At 67.1% G+C, this 12,993-nt stretch carries 13 protein-coding genes; 11 read left to right on the top strand and 2 right to left on the bottom strand.

Features of this window, described 5'->3' with window-relative positions; translation table 11 throughout:
• The first annotated feature begins 143 nt into the window (after nucleotides 1-143).
• From HRJ34_RS10830 to HRJ34_RS10780, 11 genes are all read left to right on the top strand, one after another.
• Complete coding sequence (locus HRJ34_RS10830; RefSeq protein WP_208634084.1) at nucleotides 144-1,712, top strand: acyl-CoA synthetase; 1,569 nt, start codon at nucleotides 144-146, stop codon at nucleotides 1,710-1,712.
• 82 nt (nucleotides 1,713-1,794) lie between these two features.
• Nucleotides 1,795-2,640, top strand: a complete 846-nt coding sequence (locus HRJ34_RS10825) for a VOC family protein (RefSeq protein ID WP_226949150.1) — start codon at nucleotides 1,795-1,797, stop codon at nucleotides 2,638-2,640.
• Between the two features lie 5 nt (nucleotides 2,641-2,645).
• Entirely contained in the window at nucleotides 2,646-3,485 is an 840-nt protein-coding gene (locus HRJ34_RS10820; RefSeq protein ID WP_208634083.1) for an alpha/beta fold hydrolase, read from the top strand.
• A gap of 115 nt (nucleotides 3,486-3,600) precedes the next feature.
• Complete coding sequence (locus tag HRJ34_RS10815; RefSeq protein ID WP_208634082.1) at nucleotides 3,601-4,767, top strand: acyl-CoA dehydrogenase family protein; 1,167 nt, start codon at nucleotides 3,601-3,603, stop codon at nucleotides 4,765-4,767.
• Nucleotides 4,768-4,810: 43 nt separating this feature from the next.
• Nucleotides 4,811-5,188 (top strand): hypothetical protein, encoded by a 378-nt coding sequence (locus tag HRJ34_RS10810; RefSeq protein WP_012050363.1) that lies wholly within the window; start codon nucleotides 4,811-4,813, stop codon nucleotides 5,186-5,188.
• Nucleotides 5,181-5,693, top strand: a complete 513-nt coding sequence (locus tag HRJ34_RS10805) for a nuclear transport factor 2 family protein (protein WP_029992410.1) — start codon at nucleotides 5,181-5,183, stop codon at nucleotides 5,691-5,693. The genes HRJ34_RS10810 and HRJ34_RS10805 overlap by 8 nt, the downstream gene beginning before the upstream one ends.
• Complete coding sequence (locus HRJ34_RS10800) at nucleotides 5,690-6,823, top strand: amidase (protein ID WP_208634081.1); 1,134 nt, start codon at nucleotides 5,690-5,692, stop codon at nucleotides 6,821-6,823. The genes HRJ34_RS10805 and HRJ34_RS10800 overlap by 4 nt, the downstream gene beginning before the upstream one ends.
• The gene (locus HRJ34_RS10795; RefSeq protein ID WP_016743932.1) at nucleotides 6,816-8,105 is read left to right on the top strand and encodes an aromatic ring-hydroxylating oxygenase subunit alpha; all 1,290 of its coding nucleotides are present in this window, start codon (nucleotides 6,816-6,818) and stop codon (nucleotides 8,103-8,105) included. Before HRJ34_RS10800 ends, HRJ34_RS10795 begins: the two co-directional genes overlap by 8 nt.
• Before the next feature lie 14 nt (nucleotides 8,106-8,119).
• Nucleotides 8,120-8,602, top strand: coding sequence for an aromatic-ring-hydroxylating dioxygenase subunit beta (locus HRJ34_RS10790; protein ID WP_012050367.1), 483 nt, complete (start codon nucleotides 8,120-8,122; stop codon nucleotides 8,600-8,602).
• Nucleotides 8,599-9,357: an SDR family NAD(P)-dependent oxidoreductase gene (locus tag HRJ34_RS10785; RefSeq protein WP_208634080.1), complete on the top strand. Its 759-nt coding sequence runs from the start codon at nucleotides 8,599-8,601 to the stop codon at nucleotides 9,355-9,357. Before HRJ34_RS10790 ends, HRJ34_RS10785 begins: the two co-directional genes overlap by 4 nt.
• Before the next feature lie 84 nt (nucleotides 9,358-9,441).
• Nucleotides 9,442-10,452: an AraC family transcriptional regulator gene (locus tag HRJ34_RS10780; protein WP_012050369.1), complete on the top strand. Its 1,011-nt coding sequence runs from the start codon at nucleotides 9,442-9,444 to the stop codon at nucleotides 10,450-10,452.
• 69 nt (nucleotides 10,453-10,521) lie between these two features.
• Here HRJ34_RS10780 and HRJ34_RS10775 read toward each other — a convergent pair whose 3' ends face one another.
• Nucleotides 10,522-11,712 (bottom strand): amino acid aminotransferase, encoded by a 1,191-nt coding sequence (locus HRJ34_RS10775; RefSeq protein WP_208634079.1) that lies wholly within the window; start codon nucleotides 11,710-11,712, stop codon nucleotides 10,522-10,524.
• Between the two features lie 29 nt (nucleotides 11,713-11,741).
• Nucleotides 11,742-12,986 (bottom strand): hypothetical protein, encoded by a 1,245-nt coding sequence (locus tag HRJ34_RS10770; protein WP_208634078.1) that lies wholly within the window; start codon nucleotides 12,984-12,986, stop codon nucleotides 11,742-11,744.
• Between the last annotated feature and the right edge of the window lie 7 nt (nucleotides 12,987-12,993).

Below are 12,993 nucleotides of genomic sequence, written 5' to 3'. Positions count from 1 at the left end.
GCACGCGGCCTGCGTACAGGCAGGCGATGCCGGGCCGGTCGCGCCTTTTGCGCTGTCAGCTAAGCCGTTGCGACGGCCAGTCAGCGGCTTCCTCTTCCACGCGCGATCCTCGGCAGCGGCAGGATCAACGACGGGAAGAGGCTATGGAGCGGTCACCGGCAAGCAACCAGGATGTGATCGGGGCCGCGATCGGCCGCGCCGCGCGCAAATATCGCGATCGGCCCGCGCTGCTGTTCGGCGACCGGTCGTGGAGCTTCGCCGAGTTGCACAGGGCGGCGGAACGGGTGGCGGCCGGATTGCGCGCCGCGGGGCTGGAACCGGGCGACCGGGTTGCCGCCTATGGCCATAATTCCGACGCCTATCTCCTGTGCTGGTTGGGTGTCGCCATGGCCGGGCTCGTCCATGTTCCGGTCAATGCGGGGCTGGCCGGAGCGGAACTGGGCTTCATCATCCGTCAGTCGGGTGCGCGCGCGATCTTCTGCGATGCGGATAGGCTGGCGGCCGCCAGGCAGGTCGAAGAGGTGGCGGCCTTGTCGATGATCGGCTCGCTCGCGGGGGGAGGCGACCTCGACATTCTCGACATGGCGCTGCGCGGCGACGCCCCGGTCGCGCTTCCCGCCCTTCGCGGCGGCGACCTGGCGCAGATCCAATATACGTCGGGAACCACCTCGGCGCCGAAGGGCGCGATGATGCAGCATCGTGCGATCCTCGCGGAATATGTCTCCTGCATGCACGCGCTGGATTATGGCGAAGGGGATATCTGCCTCGCCGCGCTGCCGCTTTACCACACGGCGCAGATGCATGCGTTCACCATGCCGCAACTGCTGGCCGGGGCGACGACCCACCTCATCGAATCTCCCCGGCCGGAACGGGTGTTCGAGCGTATCGAAAGCGTCGGGATCACATCCTTTTTCGCGCCGCCGACGGTGTGGATCAGCCTGTTGCGCCATCCGGATTTCGACCGGCACGACCTGCGGTCGCTGAGCAAGATCTATTATGGCGCATCGATCATGCCGGTGCCGGTGCTCGAGGAAATCCGGACGAGGCTGCCGGGCGCGCGTCCCTATAATGCCTATGGGCAAAGCGAGATCGGTCCGGTGGCGACCGTCCTCGCGCCGGAAGAGCATGACACGCGGCCGGCATCGGCGGGGCGTCCCGTGCTGAACGTCGAGACGCGCGTCGTCGACGAGGCGATGAACGACGTCGCTCCCGGCGAACTGGGCGAAATCGTCCATCGGTCGTCCCAGTTGCTGGCCGGTTATTGGGAAAGGCCGGACGAAACCGAGGCCGCGTTCCGGGGCGGCTGGTTCCATTCCGGGGACCTCGGCTTCATGGACGCCGAAGGCTATATCTTCGTCGTCGACCGGATACGCGACGTCATCAACACCGGAGGGGTCCTCGTCGCGGGGCGCGAGGTCGAGGACGTCGTCTTCACCCATCCGGCGGTTTCCGAGGTGGCGGTGATCGCGCTGCCCGATCCCAAATGGATCGAAGCGGTGACCGCCGTCGTCGTGCTGCGCGACGGCGCGCGGGCGACGGCGGAAGAACTGATCGCCCATGTCCGCGCCCGCCTCGCCGCGCACAAGACGCCGAAACGGATCATCTTCACCGACAGCCTGCCGCGCAACGGATCGGGCAAGCTGCTGAAGCGCGAACTGCGCAGCCTTTATGCGGAGACGGGTCAGGCGGGGATTGCTGCGGTCAGCACATAGTGGATGCACCCTCCGTACAGCCGGCCGTCCGCCGCCCGATATCTGTGGGCCGGACAAAGCGAACATATGGAGCGGATCGGACGTGCAACTGTCATATGTGGGATTGGGCGTGGCGGACGTGCCCGCCTGGCTATCCTTTGCCACCGACGTCCTTGGCCTGACGGCGGAACGGGAAGCGGACGAGGCGCGTCTGCGGGTGGACGGAAAGGCCTGGCGCATCGCCGTGCGGCCATCCCCGGCGAACGATCTGGTTTATGCCGGGATCGAGGTGGACGGGGATCGGGCGCTGATCGAGGCGAGGCAGCGGCTCGAAGGCGGGGGCGTCGAATGCCTTTCCCTGTCGGTGGACGAGCTGGCGTCGCGCCAGGTGCGGTCCGGGTTCTGGTTTCGCGATCCCGACGGTCTCCGGCTGGAGGTGGTGCACGGCCTCGCCGATGCCGGAACGCCCTTCCGATCGGACATTGGGGCGGGCTTCGTCACCGATGACGAAGGGCTGGGCCATATCGTCCTGGCCGTGAGCGACCTCGATCGCGCCGTCGCCTTCTACGAGCGCGTCGGTTTTGCGATCAGCGATTTCATAACCGCGCCGGTGGGGCCGGAAATGGTGCTGCGGATCGCCTTCCTCCACTGCAACGCGCGCCATCATTCGCTGGCGCTGGCGCCGTTGCCGGGTGGGAAGCGGCTCAACCATCTCATGCTGGAGATGACCGGGCTGGACGACGTGCTGCGCGCGCATCGGCGCAGTGTCGACCGAGGTTTCGTGACCGGCGGGCTGGGACGGCACACCAACGACAGGATGCTGTCCTTCTACGCCACGACGCCGGCCGGCTTCGATGTCGAGTGCGGCTTTGGCGGATGCAAGATCGAAGGGAAGCCGGAAGTGCGCGAATATGACGCGATCAGCTTCTGGGGTCATGAAAGGAGCTGAACAACATGGCAAATGGACCGCAATCGCATTTCGCCGACGTCGACGGCGTCAAATATCATTATCACGACATCGGAACCGGCGAGCCGCTGATCCTGATCCATGGCGGCGGGCCGGGTGCGAGCGGCTGGAGCAACTATAGCCGCAACGTCGAGGCGCTTTCACGGCAGTTCCGGCTGATCATCCCGGATCTCGTCGGCTATGGCCAATCCGACAAGCCGGTGCTCGAAGGTCCGCGTTTCGGCATCTATGCCAAGGGCATGCTGGGCCTGATGAGCAGGATCGGCATCGAAAAGGCGCATGTCGTCGGCAACAGCCTGGGCGGCGGAACCGCGATCAAGATGGCGCTGGAGGCGCCCGACCGGATCGGGCGGCTCATCCTGATGGGGCCGGCCGGACTGCTGGCGCCCTCGACCCCGATGCCCACGCTGGGCGTGCGGCAGATCATGGAATTCTACGGCGGCGAAGGGCCGACCCGTGAAAAGCTGCGCGCCTTCCTGCAGACGATGGTCTACGATTCCTCCTTCCTGACGGAAGAGTTGCTGGACGGCAGGATCGCCGCCGCGACACAGCCGGACCTGCTGGCCAACCCGCCTCTGGGCAGGGGCGGACCGCCGCCGATCGAGGCGCTCTGGAAGGAGAACCTCGCCGGCATCACCCACGATACGCTGATCCTGTGGGGGCGCGAGGACCGGGTCAATCCGATGGACATGCACCTGACGCTGCTGGCGCAGCTCCCCAACGCCCAGTTCACCGTATTCACCCGCTGCGGCCATTGGGTCCAATGGGAAAAGGCGAAGGCATTCAATGTGTTGGTTGCCTCTTTCGTGAGGGGCGAGATGTCCTGAAGCGGGTCGGCGATGCCGCATATTGCAGCGCTGACGGGCAAGTCGTTGCGCAGGCCATGCAGAAGTCCGCGCCGGGCGTCTCCAAAGAACGAGACGAAGTCATTCGGAGAGTGAAGTGTCCCAAGCACCAGCGGTTCTTGAACAGGATCTGTCGTCCCGGGAGAGCCGGCTCGAAGCGGTCCTGGAAAATGTGCGGGGCCGGCGCGGCGAGATCGAGCGGGGGCGGTGCGTTCCGCGCGATATCGTCGACGGCCTGGTGTCCGCCGGCCTCTATCGCGCGACCGTCCCGCAGCGGTTCGGCGGCGACGGGCGGCCGCTCTCGGTCTCGCTGCGGCAGATCGAGCGCATATCGGCGGTCGATCCGTCGGTGGGCTGGGTGGCGAGCTTCGCGCCGCAGGGCGCCAATTATTTCGGCGCCCTGTCGCCGGATCGGCTCGCCGAAATCTATGCCGACGGCCCGGACGTCGTCGGGGCGGGAGGACTTTTCCCGCTACAGCCGGCCGAGCGCGTTCCGGGAGGATTGCGGATCAACGGCCGCTGGAAGTTCGGCAGCGGCTCGCTGGCGGCCGACTGGATATCGGTCGGCATCATCGTCCCGGGAGACGAGGGCGCCACGCCGCCGCCGCGGCTGATCGTCCTGCCCGCGGAGAAGGTCGACATCGTTCCCAACTGGGAGACGGTCGGCCTTTCCGGCACCGGCAGCCACGACCTCGTCGTCAGGGATGTGGTGATGGCCGAGGACTGGTCGTTCGTCCGTGGCGGCGCGCCGCAAAGCGATGACGTGATTTGCCGCTTTCCCGCGATGGCGCTCGCGGCCTGCGCCTTCGCCGTGGTCGGGCTGGGAGCCGCGCGGGGCGCGCTCGATGCGGCGATCGACGTTGCCGCCGGCAAGACGTCGATCACTGGCGGTCCGCGGCTTGCGGACAAGGCCTATGTCCAACATGCGATCGCGAAGGCGGAGGCGGCATTGGGCGCCGCCCGGGCCTTTCTCTACGAGCAGGTCGACGGCGCCTGGGCGGCGGTCGAAGCGGGGAGGGAGGTGCCGCCGCGCGATCGCATGGCGCTGCGGCTCGCGGCGAACCACGCCTCGCGCGCCGGTGTGGAGGTGGCGCAAGCGGCCTTCGCGACGGTCGGAACGACGGCGATCTTCCTCGACAACCCGATCCAGCAGTTCCTGCGCGACGCGCTCGTCGTCAACCAGCACGCCTTTCTGGGCGAGGCGAATTACGAGGTCGGCGGACGCATGCTGCTGGGCCTGCCGCCGTCGCCGGGCTTTCCCTGACACGTCCCCGCTTCCCCCATCCTGGCCCTATTTGGAGATCGCCATGACCACCATCCCGTCGCCCGCGACATTTCCGATCCGGGTGCTGTTCTGCATCGGCATCACCCAGACGTTCTTCGACTTGCCGACGGCCGGGCAGGCCGAGGTGTTCGCCGGCTTCGCCGCCGCGTTCGGCGACCTGGAGGGGCGTTTCGGATTGAAGCTCCTCGGTACGCTCGACGATGACCGCATCCAGGTCGGTCAGTCGGTCGGACATCCCTTCACCTCCTACATCCTGGCGGAAGTGCCGGACCTGGAGACGATCGTGAAGGTGTGCGACCAGCTTCGCCAGACGCCGGTCGGGGACTATCGGCTATGGCGCTATGCCCGGATCGAGACGCGCATCGGCCGTCCGGCGTTCACCGAAAGCCCCCATGGCTGAGCTGTCCGCCCTTGCCGCCCGCATCGCGGTGCTGGAGGATGAGGCGCTCATAAGGCGGGTCGCCGCGCGCTACATGCGCCTGTGTGACGAGCCGCTGGTCGATGACAGCGACGCCGCCTTCGCGGATTTGTTCACGCAGGACGTCGTCTGGGAAGGCGTGGGCGCCCGGGCCTCGCAGGAATTCGGAAGGGTCGAGGGACGGGACGCCCTGCTCGCATGGTTCGGATCGTTGCGTGCACCCGGCACCCGGCATTTCCTGCTGAACGTCCATTTCCTGACCTCGGAATCGATCGAGGTCGACGGGGACCGGGCGACCGGTCGCTGGACGATGTTCCAGACCGCCCTGTTGGGGGACGAGGCGGGCGAATTGCGCATGGCAAGCCTGCGGATCGGCTTTCGTCGGGACGGCTCCGCGTGGCGCATCGCGCATTTCCGGACGCGGAGCCTGTGCAAGGCGCCGATCGGCGTCGACGCGGCGCGCCTGCTGGCCGGAGGGCTGGCATGAACTCCGCCTTCGTCGAGCGCCTTTCGATCGGCGATGTCCGGGGGCCGCGCGTCGCGGTCAAGGATTGCATCGATGTCGCCGGCACGCGGACCGGCTGCGGTTCCCGCGCCCTGGCGGAGACGGAGCCGGCATCCGGCCACGCGCGGGTGGTGCGGCAAGTGCTGGATGCCGGCGGCCATCTGGTCGGCAAGACGGTGATGCACGAACTGGCCTTCGGCGTGACCGGGATCAATCATTGGGCGGGGACGCCGGCCAACCCGGCGATGCCGGGGCATATTCCGGGCGGATCGTCCAGCGGATCGGCGGCGGCCGTCGCGGCGGGGGAGGCCGATGTCGCGCTGGGCACCGATACCGGCGGATCGATCCGCATGCCCGCCGCCTGTTGCGGAATCATCGGATTGAAGCCCAGCTTCGGACTGGTCGGCCGTCAGGGCGTCCACCCTGCGGCAAGCTCGCTCGATTGCGTCGGACCGATGGCGCGAACCATGGACGACATCATCTGGACGATGGAAGCGCTGGTCGACGGCTTTCATGTGCCGCCATCGCCGCATCTGCGCTTCGGCGCGCTCGATGTGGATTGCGATTCCCGGCTCGCCAGCATGGTCGCGGCCGCCGTCCCGGCGGCGATCCCGATGACGTCGCAGCGCATGGCGGAAGCCTATGATGCGGGTCTTTCGATCATCAGCCGCGAAACGTTCGCCGCATTCGGCCATCTGCTCGCTACCGGACGGGTCGGCGCGGATGTCGCCGCGCGCCTGGCCGCCGCCGCCCGCGTCGACGACTGGCAACTGGCCAGGGCGGAAGCGGTGCGCGCGGCGTTCCGAACCGAAATCGACCGATTGTTGCAGCGGGTCGACATCCTGGTCTTGCCGACCTTGCCGGCCTTTCCGCCCCGTCTGGAGCTGGCTGCGCGAGCGAAGGCCCTGGTGACCATGACCAGCCTGGTGCGTCCGTTCAACCTGTCGGGCCATCCGGCCCTGACGCTTCCCGTCGTCGCGGGGCCGGGCCTCGTCGCCGGGCTGCAACTCGTCGGCCGGCACGGCGAGGACGGCCTGCTCTGCGCGGCCGGACGCCGGATCGAACATGCCCTTGCCACCCCCCGATCCAGCTGGAGAGGCGAAAATGCTTGAGACATACGACGGAAAAAATGCACCCGATGCGGTTCCTCTCGAGGAACGGGTGCGCGAGGATCGCCTTCACGCGTCGCTCTACACCGATCCCGACATCTTCCGCCGGGAGATCGAGCGGATTTTCCATGGCGGCTGGGTGTGGGTCGCCCATGAAAGCGAGATCCCCGAGCCCGGTGATTTCAAGACGACCGAAATCGGCCTGTCGCCGATCATCGTCACACGGGCGAAAAGCGGGCGGGTGCATGTCCTTTTGAACCGATGCCGGCACAAGGCGGCGACGGTCTGCGAAAGCCAGCGGGGCAACACGTCGAGCTTCACCTGTCCTTATCACGCCTGGAGCTATGGGCTGGACGGACGCCTGCTCGGAATACCCTATGAGGACGGATATGACGGCCTCGTCGACAAGAAGCAGCTACCGCTCCACGCGCTCGAGGTCGGCATCTACGCGGGTCTGATCTTCGCTTCGATGAATCCCGAGGTGGAGCCGCTGGACAGCTTCCTGGGCCCCGCCCGGCCATGGATCGACCTGTTCATGCACCAAGGGGGCGGCTTTCCCGTCAAGGCATCCGGAGCGCATGCCTTCCGCTTCAACGGCAATTGGAAGATCCAGCTCGAAAATACGACCGATGCCTACCACTTTCCCTTCGTCCATCGTTCCTTCATCCATTCGGTGAGCGCGGAGATGGCGAAGACGTTCACCACCTTCGTGCGGCAGGAGGGGCCGCATGTGCGCGCGCTCGGCAATGGGCATAGCGTCGCGGTCTTCTTCCCCGAAAATGTCGATATCAGGTCGGACGACGGCCGCCCGATCCCGGCGCATTTCGAGCCGCTGGCCGCGGAACTGGCCAGGCAATTCCCGATGGACCGGGTGCGCTGGATCATCCGGGCGATCGGCGGCGTGGGTTTCAACCTCAACCTGTTCCCCAATATCGGCCTTTCGGCGGCCTTCCTGCGCGAGCTGCGGCCGCTTGCGGTCGATCGCACCGAAATCCGGCACATCGCGCTGACGATGGACGGGGCGCCGGCCGAAGTGAACCGCCTGCGCTTGCGCCTTCACGAGAAATTCCAGGGCTCGGGAGGCTTCGGCAGTCCGGACGACATGGAGGCATGGGAACGGGTCCAGCGCGGCGCCGGGGCCGACAGGGACGATATGTGGATACTGCTCAACCGCGGCCTGGGCCGTGAAAAGGCCGATGCGGACGGGCAGCGCCATTCGCACGTCACCGACGAGACCGGCATGCGCGAAGCCTATGCGATGTGGAGAAAGGCGATGATCGGATGAGGCCGGCGAACGACATGGACAAGCTGACGGGCATCGAGGACGTCAGGGCCTTCCTCGACTATGAGGCGGACCTTCTCGACCGGAACGACTATCATCGCTGGCTCGACCTGTGGGAGCCGGAGGGCTTCTACATCCTGCCGATCGAGCGCGAGGGGAAGGATCATGCCGATCGGCTGAACCATGTCTTCGACGATCATGTGATGCGCCGCCAGCGGGTCGAACGGCTGCTGAGCGGCCATGCGCCTTCCGCCGCGCCGATCATGCGGACCGTCCGCTTCATCTCGCGGCTGCGCGTCATGGAGACGGGCGATGCGGAGGTGCTGGTTTCGTCGTCGCTGCTCATCGCCAGCTACAAGCGGCAGGTGCTGAAGCAGCTGCCCGCCGACGTCACGCACCGGCTGACCGTCCGGCCCGGCGAAGGAATCCGCATCCGGGAAAAGATCGTCCGGCTGATCGATTCCGATGAGCCGCTCGGCGAATTGAGTTTCGTCCTGTGATCGGGATCGCGCGGGGGGAAGGCCGCGTCGCGCTGGTCACGGGAGGGGGCAGCGGACTTGGCGCCCATATCGTCCGCGCCCTCCATGCGGATGGCTACCGGGTCCTGATCGGCGATGTCGCGATGGACGGCGCCAAGGCGCTGGCGTGTGACCTGGATGCGGGCGGCGAACGCGTCAGGGCCGTCCCGCTGGACGTCCGCGACAAGCGCGCCTTTGTCGCCGTGGTGGTGGCGGCGGCCGATTGGGGCGGCATCGACGTGCTGGTCAACAACGCCGCGATCACGCCGACCACGCCCGTCATGCTGATCGAGCCCGATGAGTTCGACGCGGTGATGGCCGTCAATCTGCGGGGGCCCTTTTTCGGCTGCCAGGTCGTCGGCGAACATCTGCGGGGACGCCGGGCGGGACGGATCATCAATATCGCCTCGCAGGCGGGACAGATGGGCGGCACCGTGACGGGCGCCCATTATGCGGCGGCGAAGGCGGCATTGATGCTGCTGACCAAATTCTTCGCGCGGGAATTCGGCGGGACGGGGATCACCGTCAATGCCGTGTCGCCGGGGGCGCTCGATCTGCCGGCCGTGCGCGCGGCGCTTCCCGCCGAACGGTTGCAGGCGATCGCCGCCGCCATGCCGTCCGGCCGGCTCGGTCATCCGGAGGAGGTCGCGGCCGCGGTCTGCCTCCTCGCCTCCTCGTCCATGGGCTACGTCACCGGGGCGACCTGGGACATCAACGGCGGGACTTTCATGCGCTGACGCGCAATCGTTGCGCTGTAGGGATAGTCGGCGTTATTCTCGCGGGCCATGCTCCCGAGAGGTTGACGATTCTGCGAGGCGGTCATGTTCACCTTGATCACCAGCGACGATATTTTCCGCTCCAATGTCGGCGCCGCCCTGTATCACACCGGCAGCCTGCTGGAGGGGACGGAGTATTTCCGGACGCATTCGCACGGCTTCGAGTTGCGGCCGTTCAGCGTCGCGCCCGGTTTCAGGCTGGATCACAAGCGCCTGGATGTCGGGCGGATCAAGATCGATTTCGCGCGGATCGACTGCGGCAAGGTGTTCGAGGTCATCCAGGTCTGCGATCCCGGCTATTATAGCTGCCGCATACCGATCACCGGCAGTTGCGAATATCGCCTGCACAACGCCAAATGGACCCTCGGGCCGGGACAGATACTCGCGGGCAATCCCTTCGACTCGATTCCGAAGCGGTTCGTCGCTCCCTATACCCAGGCTATTCTGAGCATCGAGGTGGGCGCGCTCAACGAAGTCCTGGCGGCGGAGCTGGGGCACCCGATCGTCGATCCGCTGCGGTTCGAGCCCATCCCCTCGGCCGGGCCCGCGGCGCGGCTGCTTTCCACCATGGTCGAATTCAACTGGATGACGTTCGACACCGGCACGGCGGCGACCCACTGGCGGGTCGCCCGCCAGCTCGAGCGCGCCCTGCTCGTCGGCCTGCTGAGAGCGGCGCCGCACAATTATTCGGTGGAAATGGAGCTGCAAAGCCGCGAGATCGCGCCCCATTATGTTCGCCGGGCAGAGGCGTATATCCGCGCCAACATGGCCAGGGACCTGAAGATGGAGGATATCGTCGAGGAGTCGGGGGTCAGCAGCCGCACGCTCTTCTACGGCTTCCGTCGCTGGCGCCAGACCACGCCGATGGCCTATCTCAAGGCCGCGAGGCTGGACTGCGCGCGCATGGCGCTGACCGGGGCCTCGGTGGCGGGGGGCAGCGTCACCGATGTCGCGCTGGGCGTCGGCTATCAATATTTGAGCCGCTTTTCGTCCGACTATCGCGCCCGGTTCGGGGAACGGCCGTCCGATACCTTGTTGTCCGTAACCCGGCAATGATCCCCTCCGGGCGGCCCGAAGCCGCCGGAGGGACGGAGATCCGCGATCACGCGGATCTCCCGGTCTTCGTCAGGACGTCGCCGCTTGTCCGTCGCCAAGCGCCGCGATGAAGCGAGCGGCCTCTTCCAGGCTGATCCCGGCAAGATTGATCCGTCCGCTTTCGGCCATGTAGATCGCCTGTTCGGTGCGCAGCGTCTGCACCTGTTCGGGCTGAAGGGCGAGCTGGGCGAACATGCCCTGCTGGCCGGCGAGAACCGCCAGGCCGGGCACCTTACCGAACAGGGCGCGGACGCCCCGGATGCGGGCGCGCATTTCGGCGAGTTCGGCCTGCCATTGTCCGGTCAGTCCAGCATCCGACAGGATCGCCTCGACGATCGCCGCCCCATGATCCGGCGGCATCGACCAGAGCAGGCGGCTGCGCAGCGCGAGGTTCGACATCACGGCCAGGTTGCTGCCGGTCGATCCGGTCCGCACGAAAAGGGCGCCGACACGCTCGCGATAGAGGCCGAAATTCTTGCTGCACGAATAAGCGAGGAAATATTGCGGCAGGTCGGCGATGATCCTGACACCCGCCAGATCCTCTTCGATGCCGGTTCCCAGCCCGTGATAGGCGAAATCGACGAACGGAATCAGCCCGCGCTCGCGCATCGCGGCGGCGGCTTCCGTCCATTGCGCGGGGGTGAGGTCGGCGCCGGTCGGGTTATGGCAGCAACCTTGCAGCAGGATGACGTCGCCGGGCTCGGCGCGGTTGCGCAGCAGATCCATGACCTCGTCAAAGGCCACCAGTCCGGTCGCGGGGTCGAGATAGCGGAACGTCGCCGGTTCGAGCCCCGCAATGCGGGCCAGGGGGATATGGGCGGGCCAACTGGGATCGCTGATCCAGATCCGCGTCCGGGGGCGGGCGGCGTTGGCGATCTCCATGCCCAGCCGGATCGCGCCGGTGCCGCCCGGCGTTTGCAGCCCGACCAGGTCGGAGGGAGCAGGTTGCGCGAACAGGAGGGCGCGCAGGCGATCCAGATAGGCGACGTTGCCGTCGGCCCCCAGATAGGCCTTCGTGGCCTGAGTTTCGACGAGCTTCCGTTCGGCCGCCTTGACCGCCCGGAACACCGGCGTTTCGCCCTTGTCGTTGCGATAGACGCCGACGCCCAGGTCGATCTTTCCCGCGCGCCCGTCTTCCCGGAACAATTTGATGAGCGAAAGCAGCGGGTCGGCGGGCTGTGGCTGAAGCGTGGCGAAGAAGGAAATCGGGGATTGTGTCATGCGCCGGTCCTTTGGGCTGTGATGGGGGATCAGATGGCTTGCGGCCGGTTGCCGCGAACGGGCGCCGCCGGCGATCGCCGCCAGGTCAGCGCCAGCAGGACGAGACCGCAGCCATAGAGGAGGCTCGCGGCCCAGCCGATCGCGAAGGGACCCGCGTGGCGGTCGACCAGCGCCGCCAGCATGGCGCCGGCGATGCTCGCCGACATGGTGGCCAGGGGGGCGATGGCGACGGCTCGCTTGGTCGGGTCGCGCAGGGCGAGAACCGTCATCAGCAGCGGCGACATGATCAGCGAGCCCACCTGCTCGGTGCATATCGCGACCTGAATCGCGGCCTGCCGAAAGCTCGGGGGCAGGAGCGAGGCATGCGTCGATACGAAGGCGGAGGCGACGAGCAGGACGAGGCAGATGACCATCGGCGGGAACAGGCCGATGCGGCGCGCGGCCAGCGTCATCGCCCCCAGCCCCGCCAGCCCGACCAGGGCGCCCTGCGCGAGGCTGGCCGAAAGCCGGTCGACGTCCAGCCCGACATGGGCGCCCAGCCGGCCCCATGAGGCGTAGATGGTGGTGAAGCCGGTCACGAAGCAGAAGACCATGCCGATGCCCAGCCAGGCGTGACGTCCGATGGATTTAGATGCGGTCGGCGCCGCATCGTCCGGGCGATGATCGCCGATATCGGCAAGGCGCGCGAGCGGCAGCCCGCACATGGCCATTCCCGCGAGCAGGGTGAAGATCGCCATCGGCGCGGGGCCGAAATGCGCGGCCACGCCCATCAAGGGCGGCAGAATGGAAAAGGTCAGCATCGCGAACAGGCCGACGACGAACTGGTTCAGCAGGAAGAAGCGGTCGGGATCGGGCGAGCGGCCGATGCGGGCGAGCGCGGCGGACATCGCCACCCCCTCGCCGAGGCCGGCGAGCAACCGGAGCAATCCGGTCAGGGCCAATCCGCCCGCTCCTTTCCAGAGCGCGAGGCTCAGCGCGACGTTCGCGAAACAGATCGTCGCCAGCCCGGCCTTCAGCAGCGTGGATGTGGGCCGGCCGAGACCGAACATGCCCACGCAGAGCGATGCGACGCCTGCCGCCAGGAGTTCGACCGAACCGACCATGAGCAGCATTTGCGGCGACGCGCCGATGCCGGCTGCCATGGCCTCGGTCCACAAGGGCAGGAGGATCAGGTTGGAGAAGCCGAGACAGGCCGCGGGAATGACGGCGACAAGGAACAGCCAGCGATGTCGTTTCGTCCGTTCGACGGCGGGGGCGGCCCCGTTCGTTTCCATGCCGACC

The sequence above is a fragment of the Rhizorhabdus wittichii genome (assembly GCF_017607425.1).
Lineage (GTDB): Bacteria > Pseudomonadota > Alphaproteobacteria > Sphingomonadales > Sphingomonadaceae > Rhizorhabdus > Rhizorhabdus wittichii.
The sequence above is the reverse complement of the archived record's forward strand: the minus strand, read 5'-3'. Positions and strand labels throughout refer to the sequence as shown.

Excerpts from the sequence above, each read along its gene's own strand:
- HRJ34_RS10830 (WP_208634084.1), top strand. The coding sequence starts at position 144 with ATGGAGCGGTCACCGGCAAGCAACCAGGATGTGATCGGGGCCGCGATC.
- HRJ34_RS10820 (WP_208634083.1), top strand. The coding sequence starts at position 2,646 with ATGGCAAATGGACCGCAATCGCATTTCGCCGACGTCGACGGCGTCAAA.
- HRJ34_RS10810 (WP_012050363.1), top strand. The coding sequence starts at position 4,811 with ATGACCACCATCCCGTCGCCCGCGACATTTCCGATCCGGGTGCTGTTC.
- HRJ34_RS10805 (WP_029992410.1), top strand. The coding sequence starts at position 5,181 with ATGGCTGAGCTGTCCGCCCTTGCCGCCCGCATCGCGGTGCTGGAGGAT.
- HRJ34_RS10800 (WP_208634081.1), top strand. The coding sequence starts at position 5,690 with ATGAACTCCGCCTTCGTCGAGCGCCTTTCGATCGGCGATGTCCGGGGG.
- HRJ34_RS10795 (WP_016743932.1), top strand. The coding sequence starts at position 6,816 with ATGCTTGAGACATACGACGGAAAAAATGCACCCGATGCGGTTCCTCTC.
- HRJ34_RS10790 (WP_012050367.1), top strand. The coding sequence starts at position 8,120 with ATGGACAAGCTGACGGGCATCGAGGACGTCAGGGCCTTCCTCGACTAT.
- HRJ34_RS10780 (WP_012050369.1), top strand. The coding sequence starts at position 9,442 with ATGTTCACCTTGATCACCAGCGACGATATTTTCCGCTCCAATGTCGGC.
- HRJ34_RS10775 (WP_208634079.1), bottom strand. The coding sequence starts at position 11,712 with ATGACACAATCCCCGATTTCCTTCTTCGCCACGCTTCAGCCACAGCCC.
- HRJ34_RS10770 (WP_208634078.1), bottom strand. The coding sequence starts at position 12,986 with ATGGAAACGAACGGGGCCGCCCCCGCCGTCGAACGGACGAAACGACAT.